Annotated in this window: 17 protein-coding genes and 1 tRNA gene; 13 read left to right on the top strand and 5 right to left on the bottom strand. The window is 39.2% G+C overall.

Features of this window, described 5'->3' with window-relative positions; translation table 11 throughout:
- The first annotated feature begins 9 nt into the window (after positions 1-9).
- A complete protein-coding gene (whiA, locus tag AC6UD2_RS04825) occupies positions 10-942 on the top strand; it encodes a DNA-binding protein WhiA (RefSeq protein WP_500698187.1) in 933 nt (310 codons plus the stop codon).
- Between the two features lie 70 nt (positions 943-1,012).
- Here the strand turns inward: whiA and clpP are convergent, their stop codons facing one another.
- From clpP to AC6UD2_RS04845, 4 genes are all read right to left on the bottom strand, one after another.
- The gene (clpP, locus tag AC6UD2_RS04830; RefSeq protein WP_010021861.1) at positions 1,013-1,606 is read right to left on the bottom strand and encodes an ATP-dependent Clp endopeptidase proteolytic subunit ClpP; all 594 of its coding nucleotides are present in this window, start codon (positions 1,604-1,606) and stop codon (positions 1,013-1,015) included.
- Between the two features lie 98 nt (positions 1,607-1,704).
- The gene (gene asnB, locus AC6UD2_RS04835) at positions 1,705-3,621 is read right to left on the bottom strand and encodes an asparagine synthase (glutamine-hydrolyzing) (RefSeq protein ID WP_500698188.1); all 1,917 of its coding nucleotides are present in this window, start codon (positions 3,619-3,621) and stop codon (positions 1,705-1,707) included.
- 191 nt (positions 3,622-3,812) lie between these two features.
- Entirely contained in the window at positions 3,813-4,469 is a 657-nt protein-coding gene (locus AC6UD2_RS04840) for a helix-turn-helix domain-containing protein (protein ID WP_052236613.1), read from the bottom strand.
- A 97-nt stretch (positions 4,470-4,566) separates the two neighbouring features.
- A tRNA-Arg gene (locus tag AC6UD2_RS04845) sits at positions 4,567-4,638 on the bottom strand.
- A 237-nt stretch (positions 4,639-4,875) separates the two neighbouring features.
- On the opposite strand from AC6UD2_RS04845, the gene gap reads away from it, so the two are divergent.
- The 12 genes from gap (at position 4,876) to AC6UD2_RS04905 (ending at position 16,474) form a co-directional block, all read left to right on the top strand.
- A complete protein-coding gene (gene gap, locus AC6UD2_RS04850) occupies positions 4,876-5,880 on the top strand; it encodes a type I glyceraldehyde-3-phosphate dehydrogenase (protein ID WP_010021864.1) in 1,005 nt (334 codons plus the stop codon).
- A gap of 90 nt (positions 5,881-5,970) precedes the next feature.
- Positions 5,971-7,188, top strand: coding sequence for a phosphoglycerate kinase (locus AC6UD2_RS04855; RefSeq protein ID WP_039144463.1), 1,218 nt, complete (start codon positions 5,971-5,973; stop codon positions 7,186-7,188).
- Positions 7,189-7,303: 115 nt separating this feature from the next.
- Entirely contained in the window at positions 7,304-8,071 is a 768-nt protein-coding gene (gene tpiA / locus AC6UD2_RS04860; RefSeq protein ID WP_500698189.1) for a triose-phosphate isomerase, read from the top strand.
- Positions 8,072-8,157: 86 nt separating this feature from the next.
- Complete coding sequence (gene eno, locus AC6UD2_RS04865; RefSeq protein WP_039144458.1) at positions 8,158-9,477, top strand: phosphopyruvate hydratase; 1,320 nt, start codon at positions 8,158-8,160, stop codon at positions 9,475-9,477.
- A 100-nt stretch (positions 9,478-9,577) separates the two neighbouring features.
- A complete protein-coding gene (locus AC6UD2_RS04870; protein ID WP_500698190.1) occupies positions 9,578-10,486 on the top strand; it encodes an LPXTG cell wall anchor domain-containing protein in 909 nt (302 codons plus the stop codon).
- A gap of 85 nt (positions 10,487-10,571) precedes the next feature.
- A complete protein-coding gene (gene secG / locus AC6UD2_RS04875; RefSeq protein ID WP_010021870.1) occupies positions 10,572-10,808 on the top strand; it encodes a preprotein translocase subunit SecG in 237 nt (78 codons plus the stop codon).
- 115 nt (positions 10,809-10,923) lie between these two features.
- Complete coding sequence (gene rnr / locus AC6UD2_RS04880; protein WP_039144453.1) at positions 10,924-13,263, top strand: ribonuclease R; 2,340 nt, start codon at positions 10,924-10,926, stop codon at positions 13,261-13,263.
- Positions 13,264-13,274: 11 nt separating this feature from the next.
- A complete protein-coding gene (smpB, locus tag AC6UD2_RS04885; protein ID WP_500698191.1) occupies positions 13,275-13,748 on the top strand; it encodes an SsrA-binding protein SmpB in 474 nt (157 codons plus the stop codon).
- Between the two features lie 83 nt (positions 13,749-13,831).
- The gene (locus tag AC6UD2_RS04890; RefSeq protein WP_010021875.1) at positions 13,832-14,533 is read left to right on the top strand and encodes a uracil-DNA glycosylase; all 702 of its coding nucleotides are present in this window, start codon (positions 13,832-13,834) and stop codon (positions 14,531-14,533) included.
- Positions 14,534-14,535: 2 nt separating this feature from the next.
- Positions 14,536-15,510 carry a phosphate acetyltransferase gene (gene pta / locus AC6UD2_RS04895; RefSeq protein ID WP_500698192.1) on the top strand — a complete coding sequence of 325 codons (975 nt, stop codon included), beginning with the start codon at positions 14,536-14,538 and terminating at the stop codon, positions 15,508-15,510.
- Between the two features lie 15 nt (positions 15,511-15,525).
- On the top strand, positions 15,526-16,002 hold the full coding sequence (tsaE, locus tag AC6UD2_RS04900; RefSeq protein WP_039144448.1) for a tRNA (adenosine(37)-N6)-threonylcarbamoyltransferase complex ATPase subunit type 1 TsaE: 477 nt from the start codon (positions 15,526-15,528) through the stop codon (positions 16,000-16,002).
- Complete coding sequence (locus tag AC6UD2_RS04905) at positions 15,992-16,474, top strand: GNAT family N-acetyltransferase (protein WP_500698193.1); 483 nt, start codon at positions 15,992-15,994, stop codon at positions 16,472-16,474. The genes tsaE and AC6UD2_RS04905 overlap by 11 nt, the downstream gene beginning before the upstream one ends.
- Before the next feature lie 18 nt (positions 16,475-16,492).
- Here AC6UD2_RS04905 and AC6UD2_RS04910 read toward each other — a convergent pair whose 3' ends face one another.
- Positions 16,493-17,026: a 3'-5' exonuclease gene (locus AC6UD2_RS04910; RefSeq protein ID WP_010021882.1), complete on the bottom strand. Its 534-nt coding sequence runs from the start codon at positions 17,024-17,026 to the stop codon at positions 16,493-16,495.
- Between the last annotated feature and the right edge of the window lie 6 nt (positions 17,027-17,032).

Below are 17,032 nucleotides of genomic sequence, written 5' to 3' on the forward strand. Positions count from 1 at the left end.
GATGATGAGATGTCATATGCTAGTGACGTCAAAAAAGAATTAACTAATCTAGAAGTTCATCGAGCCAATGCCAAGGCTGAATTGATGGCTTTGATTAGAATGAATGGAACACTTAAAATATACGAAAAACGATTCGTACTGGATATGCAATCTGAGAATCCCGCAATTGCCAGACGATTGTATCGACTTTTACTTCAGTTTTATCACGTGGAGGGAAAAGTCTTAGTAAGAAAAAAGATGAAGCTGAAAAAGAACAATCTTTACGTGGTGCGACTAAATCATCATGTGCGTGAAATCTTGGATGATCTTGGAATTTTGGATGGCAATAAGATCATTGAACGGGTTCCAATGGAGCTTCTGAAGGATGATGGACAAGTGCGTTCTTATTTGCGTGGAGCCTTTTTAGCGGGAGGGTCCGTTAATAATCCAGAGACGTCTCGGTACCATTTGGAGATTTATTCTACGTACGAAAATCATAATGAAATGATTGCGGAAATGATGAATCACTACCATTTGGGAGCTAAAACCACTACCAGACGGAGCGGTTGTATCGCATACTTAAAAGAAGCCGAAAAGATTGCTGATTTTCTTCAGTTGATTGGGGCCACGAACTCCATGCTGAAGTTTGAAGATATTCGGATTGTACGGGACATGTGTAATTCCGTTAATCGGTTGGTAAACTGTGAGAACGCCAACATGAATAAGGTGGCCAATGCTTCTACCAAACAAATTGAGAACATTCGGTTTATTAATGATACGGTGGGATTAAAGAAATTACCACCAAAATTGCGCGATGTAGCAGAAGTTCGGATGAAGCATCAGGAGGTTAGTTTAAAGGAACTAGGCGATCTGGTGCCAAATGGTCCGATTTCTAAGTCAGGAGTCAATCATCGTTTACGTAAGATTAATGAATTTGCGACGGAGTTACGGTCAAATGAATGATAATAAAACAACAAAAAAGCAGTATTTAGAATTATTCTAAATACTGCTTTTATTATGAAATAATATTTAATTATTTTTTGTCAGAACTGTTCTTCATGATGCCATCAATCAAACCATAATCAACTGCTTCATCGGCAGTAAGGTAATTGTCTCGCTCAGTATCACGGTTAACTCGTTCAAGTGGTTGACCGGAGTTTTCAGCAAGTAATTCATTAATCATCTTACGTGCTCGTAAAATTTCTTTGGCAGCAATTTCAATTTCAGTTTGTTGACCTTGAGCACCACCAGATGGTTGGTGAATCATGATTTGAGAATGTGGTAATGCAAAACGCTTACCCTTAGCACCAGATGAAGCCAAGACACTGGCCATTGATGCAGCCATTCCCATAACGATGGTTTGAACATCTGCGTGGATGAAGTTCATCGTATCGTAGATGGCCATTCCTGAAGTGATCACACCACCGGGTGAGTTGATGTACAAGTAGATATCTTTGTCAGAGTCTTGGGCATCCAAGAACAATAGTTGAGCGATAACTGCGTTAGCCATATCATCCTGAATTTCACCGGATAACATAATGATTCGGTCTTTTAGAAGACGTGAGTAAATGTCATATGCACGTTCACCTTGTGGTGAGTTTTCAATGACAGTTGGAACTAAATTCATATCCATACTCCTCCTTTGATAATTTTAAATTATATCAAGTTATAAAAGTCATTCTACATTAAAGGTCAATAAAGGTCAAAGACTTTGCTTGATGATAATTAAGCGATCGATTCACGTGAGTATTTGTGTAAATCAACTTCTTTATTGTAGTTCATGTTGGTGTCTTCTGGGAAGTAAACACCATACCAAAGAATGAAAGTGTAGATGGTAAAGATCTTCTGCATACTGGACTTACCTTCCATGTGTTCTTTTAGAATGTAGTCTAATTCGTCCACGTTGAAGAACTTCTTAGCAATGTCAGAATGAAAGGCTTCTTCAATTTTAGCATGATATTTAGGTTCCTTGATCCATTGAGCGATTGGTGATGGGAAACCAAGTTTTTCTTTATCAGCGACCACCTTTGGAACTTGTGAGGAAGCGGCTTTTCTAAATGCTGCTTTGGTAATTGGATTACCATCCTTATCAAAGGTGATTCGTGTCTTAGTTGGCATTGTTTGCGCAAAGGCGGCAACTTCCTTATCAACTAATGGAGTACGAACTTCAAGGCTGTTAGCCATACTCATACGATCGGCTTTATGCAAGATATCAAATGGTAGCCAGGTATTAATATCAAAGTATTGTTCTTGGGTTACTTCATCTTTGCCAGCAACTTCGTCAAAGATGTGTTTAGTGTACTCACCAGTATCAAAGTTAAGTGACTTATCCTTTAAGACACGATCACGATCATGTTGATCAAAGACATAGTTAACCCGGTAGTAACGTTCGTAAAGTGGTTCGGCACCACGCATTAAGAAGCGACGTCCGTGGAAACGTGGGAACATTGAAGCCATCTTACCGAGAGCTGTTCTTATAAACTTAGGAACCATTTTTTGATATTTCTCAAAAGTGAAGGCTTCTAGGTAAGTATTGTAACCACCGAAGAATTCGTCGGCACCTTCACCAGAGAGCGACACAATGAGATCTTTTCGTGCACTGTGTGATAAGTAGTAAAGTTGTGGTGCAGATGGGTTTGATAGAGGTTCGTCCATGTAGTACATCATGGTAGGAAGAAAATCAAAGTAATCATCGCCATCAATGGTGGTAGCGGTATTTTTCTGCCCAATTTCCTTAGCAAATTTGGTTGACCAGCTTAATTCACTGTACTTAGAACCGTTAAAGCCAAGTGAGAAGGATTGCATTGGTTTGATTTTAGCAGCTTCGTTTAAAACGTAACTGGAGTCAACTCCACTTGATAGAAAACTACCTAGTGGAACATCGGAAGCCATGTGGACTTTGACACTATCATCAACGAGTCCTTCGATTTTTTTAGCGTCACCATCGATGGTTTGAGAGTCATCAATGTGATCGTAATTGTATTTGTAGAATGTGTCGGTGGTAGTTTTTCCATCTTTATAGATGAAGTACTGTCCTGGCATAACCTTGTAGACATTCTTGAACATTGTTTCTGCTGAAGGAATGAATTCAAAGCTAAGATGAACCGGGAGCAGTTTTGTATTAATTTCTTTTTTGAAATTAGGGTTAGCCAAAAAGGCCTTGATTTCTGATCCCCACATAAAGTTTTTACCATCATCATAGTAATACATTGGTTTAATCCCAAAGTGATCTCTGGCACCGAATACCTGATGCTTTTTGGAATCATAGATGGCAAAGGCGAACATTCCACGGAGCTTAGAAAGTAACTTCTTAGGACCCCATGCCTCGTATCCACGAATTAAAACTTCTGAATCACAATCAGTATCGAATTCCTGGCCAGCTTCAATTAGTTCTTTTTGTAAATCTTTGTAATTATAAATTTCACCATTAAATGTTAAGACGTCGGTGTCATTGTCACCAAACATTGGTTGGTGACCGTTGGCAAGGTCAATAATTGATAAACGCCGAAATCCCATCGAGACATCTTCGTTTTGGAAGAATCCATCATCATCTGGACCACGATGTTTAATTCTTTGAGCCATATTTTTGATAGTATCCTTTGGGATATTATCTTGGTTAATATAACCAGTAAATCCACACATAGTATCTTCTCCTTTTTAAATTGCTTACTTACTTCTGCATTAACTTCAATAACTATCTTAAGTTGTTCACACACAAAAGGCTAGCTAAGCATGGCTAGTCTAAACAAAATATTAATAATTATGTCTATTTAAGGGTTACATCACGGGTTACATTGCCTTTATATCAGTATTTTCATGATGTAATTGTCTAACTAATTCTTAGACGACCGTTTGACCGTCATCCGCTTAAGTGGGAATAAAATTCCTAAAATCAAGCCAGCACTTAGTGTTAATGAAAACATAATTATACCAATAATAGTTCCAATTTTCATCATTAAATCATGACTAAGCATGGCGTCAAGGTTAATAACGCAGCCAATCAGAAAAATAACTAGCCATAGAATTGGTGATAAAATTTCGATTTTTTTCATCAATGGCTTGTCATCTGTGATGGTTTTCCAATTCTTTTCGTAAAGGATGATGACACAAAGATCAATTACGAAGAGGGGAATTAACCATAAGTCATGGAGATTAAACGGCAAAATGAATAAGACTACCCCAATTACTAGTAAAACTAGCTCAAAGAAGTAGGCGTATTTGGAAATATAGCCGTAACGTTTGATTCGGATCATTTTCTGTCTAAATGTTAATTTTGATTGGGATGAACTCTTGGACTTGGATCCAATTAGTTCATTAGTTGAGATGTCATAGAGATTCGCTAACGCTGTGATGGCATCTTGATCAGGCCTGCTTCGACCATTTTCCCATGCTGAAATGGTCTTACGAGACACGTTGAGTTTTTGGGCCACTTCAGCCTGAGTAAGGTTATTTTGATTTCGATATTTTTTTAGCTTTTCGTTTAATTTCATGCTGGTTTCCTTACTAGAATAGTATCAATTTTCTTCTATTATACTGGCAAATTGAGCGAAATTAAAAGCAGTGAGGGTTAATCTCTCACTGCTTTTATGCGCATGGACGGAATCGAACCGTCATCTTAAGAACCGGAATCTTACGTGCTATCCATTACACTACACGCGCAGTACATTCTTAAATATAGTAGATTAGAGGAAAAAACTCAAGATAATAATGGTTTTTTAATTACAAATCGGGTTAGTTTTTGCTATACTATCTCTGGTGATGAATTTCGAATTCATTGTCACAATTTTATCGCTTGCGGCTTGTCGTTTGGTGTTTTTAATCACTGACATGATTTGGCAAAAGTGTTAAGATGTGAATGTATTAAAATTTGATTATTCCAAAAGGAGGAAGCATATTATGACTACAAAAATTGGTCTTAATGGTTTCGGAAGAATTGGTCGTCTAGCATTCAGACGTATCCTTGAATTAAATTCAAGTGATATCGAAGTCGTAGCAATTAATGATTTAACTACCCCTTCAATGTTAGCTTACCTATTAAAATATGACTCAGTTCATGGTCGTTTTGACGGTGACGTTTCAGCTACTGAAGATGCAATTATCGTTAATGGTACTCGTATCCCAGTTTATGCAGAACGTGACGCAAAGAACATTCCTTGGGTTAAGAATGATGGTGTTGACTTCGTACTTGAATGTACCGGTTTCTACACATCAAAAGAAAAGGCACAAGCTCATCTTGATGCCGGTGCAAAGCGTGTCTTGATTTCAGCTCCTGCTGGTCAAATGACTACTGTTGTTCCTGGTGTTAACATGGACGACTTAACTTCAGAAGACAAGATTGTTTCTGCTGGTTCATGTACCACTAGTTGTTTAGCACCTATGGCTTACTGGTTGAACAAAGACTTCGGCGTTAAGTTAGGTACTATGACTACTGTTCATGCTTACACTGCTTCACAAGCACTTCAAGATGGCCCACGTAGTGCTAAGTTACAAAATAACCGTGCCGCTGCTATTAACACTGTACCTCACTCAAGTGGTGCTGCTAAAGCTATCGGTTTGGTTATCCCTGAACTTGATGGTGTCCTTAAAGGTCACGCACAACGTGTTGCCGTAGCTGATGGTTCATTAACTGAATTAGTAGCTATCTTAGACAAGAACGTTACTGCTGAAGAAGTTAACGATGCTATGAAGAGCCATGTTAACGATGCCTTTGGTTACGCTAACGATTACATGGTTTCAACTGATGTTATCGGAGACTCACACGGGTCAGTATTTGATCCAGGTCAAACTGAAATCACCCAAAGTGGTGACACACAATTAGTTAAGACTGTTGCTTGGTACGATAACGAATGGGGCTTCACTTGCAACATGGTTCGTACCTTGTTGAAATTTGCTACTCTATAATTTTAGATTGCAACTTTGAAAAGGCGGAGGAGGGAAATCTCTTCCGTCTTTTCCTTTATAAAATATAATTAAACATTGGAGGCAATCACGATGGCAAAAGTAATCGTTGACGATTTAGATGTTCAAGGCAAAAAAGTTCTAATGAGAGTCGATTTTAACGTTCCGGTTAAGGACGGTAAAATTGGTGATGATAACCGAATTGTTGCTGCACTTCCTACAATCAAGTACGTAATTGATCATGGTGGTAAGGCAATTCTGTTCTCTCACTTAGGCCGAATTAAAAAAGAAGACGACAAACCAGGTTTGTCACTTCGTCCAGTCGCAGAAAAGCTAGCTGAGTTGCTTGGCAAACCAGTTACCTTTGTTCCTGTTACTGAGGGTCCACAACTTGAAGAAGCTATTGACAATATGTCAGATGGCCAAGTCCTTTTGGTACAAAATACTCGTTATGAAGACGTTGTAAATGGTGAAAACGTTAAACGTGAATCTGGTAATGATCCTAAGTTAGGTGAATACTGGGCTTCACTTGGTGATGAATTCATTAATGATGCGTTCGGAACTGCTCATAGAGAACATGCTTCAAACGTTGGTATTGCCAAGGCAATGGAAAAAGCAGGTAAGCCAGTTGCTGCCGGATACTTGATGGAAAAGGAAATCAAGTTCTTAGGTAACGCTGTTGATAATCCTAAGCATCCATTCATCGCAATTCTTGGTGGTGCTAAAGTTTCTGATAAGATTGGTGTTATTGACCACTTGTTAGATAAAGCCGACAAGATCATCATTGGTGGTGGAATGACTTATACTTTCTATGCTGCTAAGGGCATTCCTACTGGTAACTCACTTGTTGAAAAAGACAAGATTGATGTTGCCAAAGATATCCTTAAAAAGGCTGGCGATAAAATCGTCCTACCCGTTGACTCAGTTGTAGCTGATAAGTTCTCAAATGATGCTAAAGCTGAAATCGTTGATGGTGGAATTCCTGATGGCATGATGGGTCTTGACATTGGACCTAAGAGTATTAAATTATTTGAAGATGTTCTAAAAGACGCTAAGACGGTCGTTTGGAATGGACCAATGGGTGTCTTTGAATTTCCTAAGTTTGCTAAGGGAACCTTGGCAATTGGTGAATTCTTAGGTACTTTGAAGGATGCTACTACCATTGTTGGTGGTGGAGATTCAACTGCTGCTGTTAAAGAATTGGGTGTTGCTGATAAGTTAACCCATATTTCAACTGGTGGTGGAGCTTCACTTGAATACCTTGAAGGTAAGACACTTCCAGGGATTGCATCAATTTCAGATAAAAAATAATTTAAAAAGTCATCGATTTATTCGATGACTTTTTTTGTCTGTGTCAATTTTCTAGCTTATTGCTTCTCTTTCGGCTAAAATATAGATAAAGATGAATTACGAAAGGAGAAGTATCATGCGTATTCCTTTTATTGGTGGGAACTGGAAAATGAACTTGTCTTTAGATGAAGCGGTTCAATTTGTAATCGATATTAAAGATAAGTTACCAGATCCTAAGAACGTTGAGACTGCTTTAGCAGCTTCACCATTGTTTCTTGAATCAATGCTTAAAGCCAATGGATCTAGTCCATTGCATGTCACAGCCGAAAATTGTTTTTACAAAAATGAAGGTGCTTATACGGGGGAAGTAAGTCCCAAGGCACTCAGCCAGATGGGAATTCCATACGTCATTGTAGGACATTCTGAGAGACGTCGTTATTTTAATGAAACCAACGATATCATCAATAAGAAGGTTCATGCGGTTCTAAGCAACGGAATGCGTCCCATTCTCTGTTGTGACGAGACGATGGGTCGGCTTGAAACTGGTGATCGAATTCACTGGGTTGTTAATCAAGTGACGGCTGGATTAAAGGGTGTTTCTGAAAAGGACGCCCTAAAGGTTGTCATTGCTTACGAACCAAGCTGGGCTATCGGAACTGGTCACAGTGCGTCAACTACTGAAGCTGAAGAAGGATGTTATTTAATCAGACAAACTTTGGCTGACATTTATTCGGATGATGTTGCTAATCAGATCAGAATTTTGTACGGTGGTAGTGTTGATCCTGATAACATCGTTGCTTTGATGAAACAGATTGATATTGACGGCATTTTAGCCGGAAAGAGCAGTCTTAAATCTAAGGAATTTTTAGAGCTAGCAAATTACCAAGATTTACAAAATAAATAGTTATTATGATTGCAACTTAAGGCCTAAACTAATAGAATTAAGTTGACCTTTAAATATAGGTAACAAATTCACTAAGGAGAGATAACATGTCAATTATTTCTGATATTTATGCTCGCGAAGTGTTGGATTCACGTGGTAATCCAACTGTTGAAGCTGAAGTTTACACAGAAGACGGTGCAATGGGCCGTGGAATCGTCCCATCAGGTGCCTCAACCGGTGAACACGAAGCTGTTGAACTTCGTGACGGAGACAAAAATAGATATATGGGCAAAGGTGTTACTAAAGCTGTTAGCAACGTTAACAACATCATTGCAAAAAAAATCGTTGGTTTTGATGTAACTGATCAATTAGGTATTGACCAAGCTATGATCAAGCTTGATGGTACTCCTAACAAAGCTAAGTTAGGTGCTAACGCAATCTTGTCTGTTTCAATTGCTGCTGCTAGAGCCGCAGCCGACGAACTTGGTGTTCCATTGTATAACTACTTAGGTGGTTTCGATGCACATGTTCTTCCAACTCCAATGATGAACGTTATCAATGGTGGTAAGCATGCTAACAACAAGGTTGATTTCCAAGAATTCATGATTATGCCAATTGGTGCAAAAACATTTAGAGAAGCCGTTCGGATGGGATCAGAAACTTTCCATAACTTAAAGGCTATCTTGGCAGAACGTGGATACTCAACCGCTGTTGGTGATGAAGGTGGATTTGCACCTGATTTGAAGAATAACGAAGAGCCATTTGAAATCTTAGTTGAAGCTATTAAACGTGCTGGATACAAGCCTGGTAAGGACATTTCAATTGCCTTTGACTGTGCGGCTTCAGAATTTTACAACGCTGACACTAAGAAGTACAACTTGGTTGGTGACGGTAAGTCATACACTGCTGACGAATTTATCACTTTACTTGATGAAATCGTTGACAAGTACCCAATCATTTCAATCGAAGACCCATTGGATGAAAACGAATGGGAAGATTGGCAAATGGCTACTAAACGCTTAGGTAAGAAAGTTCAAGTTGTTGGTGATGATTTGTTCGTTACTAACACTGAATACTTATCAAAGGGTATCAAGATGAACGTTGCTAACTCAATCTTGATCAAACTTAACCAAATCGGTACTTTAACTGAAACTGTTAATGCCGTTAACATGGCTAAGGAAGCTAGTTACACTGCAATTATTTCTCACCGTTCTGGTGAAACTGAAGATACCACTATTTCAGACTTAGTTGTTGCTTTAAACACTGGCCAGATCAAGACTGGTTCAATGAGCCGTGGTGAAAGAATTGCTAAGTACAATCAATTGATGAGAATTGAAGATCAATTAGGATCAGTTGCTGTGTACAAGGGAATTAACTCATTCTACAACTTGAGCCCAGAAGCTAAAGAAGCAATCATTAAAAAATAATAAAATTAAAACACCTTCGTTATGAAGGTGTTTTTTTATACATAAATTCATAAGTTTCGAATCCGCCTGCGTATCTAATTACAGAAAGAGGAGGAGAAATATGAATATCACAAAAAAGTTTCCGCTGTTTTTAGCATTAATTGTTGCTACCGTTGGTTTGTCAATGAGTTTTTTTGCACCAATTACGAAAGCAAGTGATTATACCATTACCGCTCACAAGCATTGGATTAATCAGGATGGAGTAAAGGATTCATCCTACGCCTTTGATATTGCAAAGGTGAACGTTAAGAATCGAGCTGACATCAAGGCTCCGATCATTCCTGGGTTCCATTTAGACACAAGTATTGCACCAATCTATATCGGGAGGGACGTGGTGGTCTTTAATTACAATAAAGATGAAAAAATTCCTGATCCAGTTCCAACCCCACCGGTGCCAATTACACCCGTTCCTAGTGATAATAAGCCAGAACCAAAGCCCATTCCTAATCATGATGATAAAAAACATACTCCGGTCGTACCCATTCCGGTTAAACCAAGCAACCATCATGATGAGAACCATGAGAAGGGGAATAACGAAGATCATCATATCCCACTAAAACCTACTAAAAAGGATCACAATTCCAAATGTGAAGAAAAGATCGAGAAGCCTTCGAAAAAGCAACCTTCCAAAGATCGTTTAGTCTTTCCGAAGCATCCGGGTCACACTCGTTCTATTAATGGGATGATAAGTCATAACAATAACCAAGTTCCTGATGATCACATCAATCATCATTTGAGAAAGCCCACAACTAGTTGGTCAGAAATTCATGATCATCGGGTTACTAATAACGCAAATCACCGAACCCAACCTACTTTTAAAAATAATAAAAGTACCACTGATCGTCGTCATCACTCCCGGATTTTACCTCGAACGGGTGAAAAAAGTAGTTGGTTCTTATCATTGATTGGGGTAGTACTCTTATTAGTTAGTTCAGTTTGGTTCATTAGAATCAATCGGACCGGAAAATAGGATGGACTAGAAATAACTCCGCATTTATGCTAAACTAATTAAAGTATTGATAAGCCTGTTTAGCTAATGGGTAGGAGGCATTTTTTTGAATAATCTTTTGATGATATTATTATGGATCGTTAGTATCCTCATTATTGGTGCAGTTTTAATGCAACCTTCTAAGAATAATGATGCAATGTCGTCACTTTCTGGTGGTGCGAACGATTCTTCCTCTGAGTCCAAGCCTAGGGGCTTTGAGGCATTTATGCAAAAAGTGACTGTGGTACTAGGAATTTTGTTCTTTGGTATTGCATTAATTCTGATGTGGATTTCATCACATTAATAAAAAACCTCCTGTTAAACAGGGGGTTTTTGTATTTAAAGCGGATTACTAGCGTTTATTAAAGAATGAGATTTATAATTGACTATAAATCAATTGGATTGTAGAGGAAAATATATTGCAAGATAATAAGTTAAAAAATGAAATTGAGCAGGAGTTACAATCACATCCTGATCAAAGTTATAGTGTTGAAAAATTAGCTGATGACTTGAATTACCATGGATCATCAGCTTTCAAGTTAATTGTTTCAGAGCTTGCTGCCCTGGAGCGTGACCGTGCCGTAGTGGTAACTGGGAACGGTGATTTTAAAATTAATCCTAGTGAATTAAAGTTAGAAGGAATTTTTCATTCTAACCCTAAGGGTTTTGGATTTGTAAGATATGATGATGAGTTACCAGATGCATTTATTGCACCAGATGAGACCATGCATGCGATGAACTTGGATAAGGTTGAGATTCAGATCACTAAGCCAGGGGAAAAAGATTCTGATCGTGGACCGCAAGCTAAAGTGGTTAATATTCTGGAACACCACTATACCCATGTGGTAGGAGAATTTCGTCAGACTGACAATGACCATGGCTACTTAGGTCAAGTTATTTTAAAGGATAAGAAGCTCTCGGGTCTCAAATTTTACGTTGTTGATGCTGGACTTCATCCAACTCCAGGAGAAGTGGTTACTGCCGATATCACTGAGTATCCTAGTAACGAACATCCTGATTACATGGTTGGAATCGTTAAGCAGGTTATCGGAAGTGTTGATGATCCTGGGATTGATATCCTTCAGGTAGTTTATGCCCATGATGTTCCATCCCAATTTCCTGAAGATGTTTTGGAAGAAGCTGATGCCATTCCGGATCATGTTCTACCAGAGGAAACCAAGGGTCGCGAAGATATCACCGATCAAGACCTAGTCACCATTGATGGTGAATCATCCAAAGACTTAGATGATGCCGTTACCGCATGGAAGTTGCCAAACGGAAACTATCATTTAGGGGTTCACATTGCTGATGTTAGTCACTACGTTAAGCAGGGAACTCTCTTGGATCGTGAAGCGTATAAGCGTGGAACGTCAGTGTACTTAACCGATCGTGTTATTCCAATGTTACCGCGTCGTTTATCAAACGGAATCTGTTCCCTTAATGAAGGACAACTTCGTTTGTGCTTGAGTTGTGATATGGAAATTAACCAACAGGGTAAAGTGATTAAGAAACGAATTCATCCTAGTGTGATGAAGTCAAAAGCTCGAATGACATATACTGCCGTTAATAACATTCTTGAATCAAAAGACAAGAAAACTCGGGAAGAATACCATGATTTAGTACCAATGTTTGAAACCATGGCTGAACTACACCGCATTTTATACAAACAAAGAAAACGTCGTGGTGCAATCGACTTTGATGATGATGAAGCAGAAATCATCATGAACAAGGAAGGTAAGCCAGTTGACATTAAACTTAGAACTAGAGGTTTGGCTGAAAGAATGATTGAATCATTCATGTTGGCCGCCAATGAAACGGTTGCCGAAACATATTATAAGCTTAAGGTTCCGTTCATTTATCGTGTCCATGAAACCCCAGATCCAACTCGGGTTAAGGATTTCTTTGAATTCTTGACCGCCTTTGGAATCGAGGTTAAAGCAGATCCAGATCACTTGACTCCTAAGACTTTGCAAAATATTTTAGGTAAAGTGAAGGGATTGCCTGAGGAAACGATGGTATCAGTAATGATGCTTCGAAGTTTGCAACAGGCGAAATACAGCGACAAGTGTGTGGGTCACTTTGGTTTAGGTGCCAAGTATTATACCCACTTTACCTCACCAATTCGTCGTTACCCTGATTTGTTTGTTCACCGCTTGATTCATTATTATGAAGATAATGGAATTAACGATGAAACCCGCCAAACTTACGCGGATCAAGTTGGAGAAGTAGCTGTGCACTGTTCTGAGACTGAACGTCGTGGAGTTGATACTGAACGTGACGTTGACTCAATGATGAAGGCAGAATACATGACCCAACACATTGGTGAAGAGTACGATGCCGTCGTATCATCAGTAATGAAATTTGGGATGTTCGTTGAACTACCAAACACCGTTGAAGGTTTGATTCACATTAGTAAGATGGACGATGATTACTACGAATACGTTGAAAAGTACATGGCACTCGTTGGGCGAAACACACGAAGAACCTACAAGATCGGACAGACTTTACGGGTTAAATGTGTTGCGGCCGACGTTGATCAGATGACCGTTGACTTTGAAATTGTTAAACCAGAAGATGCACCACTGAGTGAACTTTTGCCAAAGCAAGAACATAAAAATGACAAACATCATCACAGTGGAAAGCATTCTGATGGCAAGAATCGTCGTCAGAGTTACAAGAATCAAGATCGGAGAAAGAACGGTAAAAAGGGACATTCATTTAAGATCAGAACCAAACCATCTAATAGTCGTAAAAAATAGGAGATGGGATCATGGCTAGAAAAAAGCATCAACCAACTGAAAAAAATGTAATGGCAACCAATCGAAAGGCTCGACATGATTACTTTATTTCAGATACCTATGAAGCTGGAATATCGTTAACTGGAACTGAGATTAAATCGGTTAGAGCACGTCGAATGAATTTAAAGGATGGCTTTGTGCAGATCCGAAACGGACAGGCATATTTGATGAACGTTCACATTAGTGAGTATGCACAAGGAAATCAATTTAATCATGATCCATTACGTAATCGAAAGTTATTGTTGCATAAAAAAGAGATCAAGAAGCTTGGTGAAGCCACATTGACCAAGGGAATTACCATTGTTCCCCTGAAGGTTTATCTAAAACACGGTTACGCCAAGGTGTTCATTGGAGTGGCTAAGGGTAAACGTGAATACGATAAGCGTGAAACCATCAAGCAACGTGATACTCAACGGCAGATTGATCGTGTTATGAAACATTACTAATTAATTAAGGAGTGCTTTGGTACTCTTTTTTTGTTTACCAAGAAAGCGCTCTCTTATGGTAAAATATAATTGAGGTGTTGGAAGTGAAACCGTTTATTCATAATGACTGGTGGCCAGTGTTGGAGCCAGAATTTAAGAAACCATATTATCAAAAATTAAGACATTTCTTGGTGGAAGAATACAATAATAAAACCATCTATCCAGAAATGCATCACATTTTTCAAGCATTTGAGTGGACTCCGTTTAGCAAGGTGAAGGTCGTTATTCTAGGTCAAGATCCTTATCATGGACCACATCAAGCTAATGGACTTAGTTTTTCGGTGATGCCAGGTGTCGCTGTTCCACCATCACTAAAAAATATTTATAAGGAACTACAAAGTGATCTTGGGATTAAACCAGTTAACCATGGTTACTTAAAGAGCTGGGCTGAACAAGGCGTTTTGTTGCTGAATTCGGTTTTAACCGTTCAGGATGGAGTTGCATTTTCTCATCGTGGAAAAGGTTGGGAGAGATTAACTGATTACGCGATTGAGCAACTCTCTAAGCGACCCGAACCCGTTGTTTTCATTCTATGGGGACGAGCTGCTAGAGATAAGATCAAATTGATTAATACCGACGCTAACATTGTCATTCAATCTGCTCACCCTAGTCCTTTATCTGCTAATCGTGGTTTCTTTGGCTCCAAGCCATTTTCAAAAACGAACGAAGCACTTGAAGCGATGGGGGAGAAACCAATTAACTGGAAATTACCAGAACACGTCACTGCCACTAATAAGGAGAGTTAATTATGGACCTTTTTGATAGTTTGAAAGCAAAGATCAATGGTAAGAACATCAAGTTAGTATTTCCCGAAGGAGAAGATCCTCGAATTGTTGAAGCCGCAAGTCGACTTAAGAAAGACCATCTGGTTGAGCCAACGTTATTAGGCGACCCTCAGGCAATTAAACAGGTTGCTGATGAAAATGGGATTGATTTAGATGGGATTACAATTATTGATATTAATAATGTTGATCCAGCAACATTTAACCAAATGGTTGAGTCATTGGTTAAGCGCCGAAATGGTAAAACCGATGAAAAGACTGCCCGTGAGTGGTTAAAAGATCCCAACTACTTTGGAACTATGATGGTATACATGGGGACCGTTGACGGAATGGTTTCAGGAGCAGCTCATCCTACTGGTGACACGGTTCGTCCTGCTTTACAAATTATTAAAACTAAACCAGGAGTAAAATTAATCAGTGGGGCCTTTGTGATGCAAAAAGGTGACACGCGTTACTTGTTTGCCGATTGTGCCATTAACATCGAGTTAGACGATCAACAACTCGGTGAGGTAGCGGTTGAAAGTGCTCATACAGCCCGTTTGTTTGATATTGATCCTAAGGTTGCTCTCTTAAGTTTCTCAACGAAGGGTTCAGCAAAGGGTCCTGAAGTTGATAAGGTGCAAAGCGCAACTAAGATTGCTCAAAGGTTGGATCCAGACACACCGATCGACGGGGAATTGCAGTTTGACGCTGCCATTGTTCCTTCAGTTGCTAAGAGTAAGGCACCAGGATCAGATGTTGCTGGTCAGGCAACGGTCTTTGTCTTTCCAGAGCTTCAGTCTGGAAACATTGGGTACAAGATTGCCCAACGATTGGGTGGTTTTGAAGCCATTGGGCCAATTCTTCAAGGATTAAATCAACCTGTTTCTGACCTATCGCGAGGATGCAATGCTGAAGATGTCTACAAGGTAGCCATCATTACGGCTACTCAAGCACTTTAATTCGAGGCGATTTATTTGATTAAATTTAAAGTCGATAGTCCTGAACAAACCGAAAAATTAGGTGAGGAACTCGCTCCAGATTTAAAAGCCGGAGATGTCATTTTACTTGATGGTGATCTGGGTGCGGGTAAAACAACCTTTACAAAGGGACTGGGTAAAGGACTTGGCATTAAACGAAATATTAAAAGTCCTACCTTTACCATTATTCGGGAGTACAAGAATGGGAGATTACCCCTTTATCACATGGACGTCTATCGTCTTGAAGAAGGCGGAGCCGACGAGTTGGGTTTAAACGAATACTTCAATGGTGACGGAGTGAGTGTTGTGGAATGGTCGAAATTTGCGGAGGATGAACTTCCTGACGATTACTTACGGATTAAGTTCACCAGAAATGATGAGTTAGGTGATAATGATCGGACAATTGAAATGACTGCTAGTGGTGGTCACTTTAATGCGATTCTAAAGTCGGGGGATTTGAACCTTGGCAGATGATGAAATCACGATCCGAGCAGCTAATTCCAAGGATGCTGCCCCATTAATTAAATTAATGAAACAGTTAAGTAAAGAATCGAAAAATTTCACCACTGACGTTCAGGTTGATCAATTGACTGCTGAAACCGAAGCTCAGGCGATTGATGCTGTTAACGCTACGGGTACTAATCTCATTATGGTGGCGGTTGCCGGAACAAAGCTAATCGGAGTTTTAAGTATCAGTCAGGTTGCTCCTACTGTCGGTGAACTTGGAGTGGCAATTTTATCCGATTATCAAGACATGGGACTTGGCACCTACTTGATTCAAGAAGCCATTGATTGGATTGCTAATTTTAGTCAATTGGACGAATTAACTTTATCGGTTATAAAAACCAACCAAGGCGCGTTTCGATTGTATAAAAAACTAGGATTTGTCGTTACTGATCAAGATGATCACGTAATTGAAATGAAAATGAACATAAAAAAAGGCTGAGAATAAATCTCAGTCTTTTTAAATGGATTTAACAAACGGTTTAATGGCATTTTTACCAAACTGTTGGTATTCGTAAATTAGGATATTAGCGCACGCTAGGCTGTCGTCTAAGGCGTTGTGGTGGTGCTGTAATTCGATTCCTAAATTTTGGCTAACCGTGTTTAGTTTATGATTAACAAATCCAGGATAAAACTTTTTTGAAGTTTTAACGGTATCAAGAGTTTGGTAGTGAGGTTGTCTTAAACCATATCGCTCCAAACTTTTCTTTAAGACACTGTTATCAAAATTATTGTTATGAGCAATCACCAGTTTGTTTCGATCGAAGAGGGGATTAATTTGGTCCCAAACTTCTGGAAACGTTGGTGAATCGACTACATCTTTTTCGTGAATACCATGAACGTTGATATTTCGCCAGTTAAACTCACATTCGGGATTGATTAATGAGTAAAACTCATCAACCACCTCGTCGTTTCTTACGATCGTTAGTGCAACCGAACATGCACTAGCACGCTTTCCAGCAGCGGTTTCAAAGTCGATTGCCGCAAAATTCATTTAAAT

Source organism: Fructilactobacillus sp. X2R5C2 (assembly GCF_059901375.1).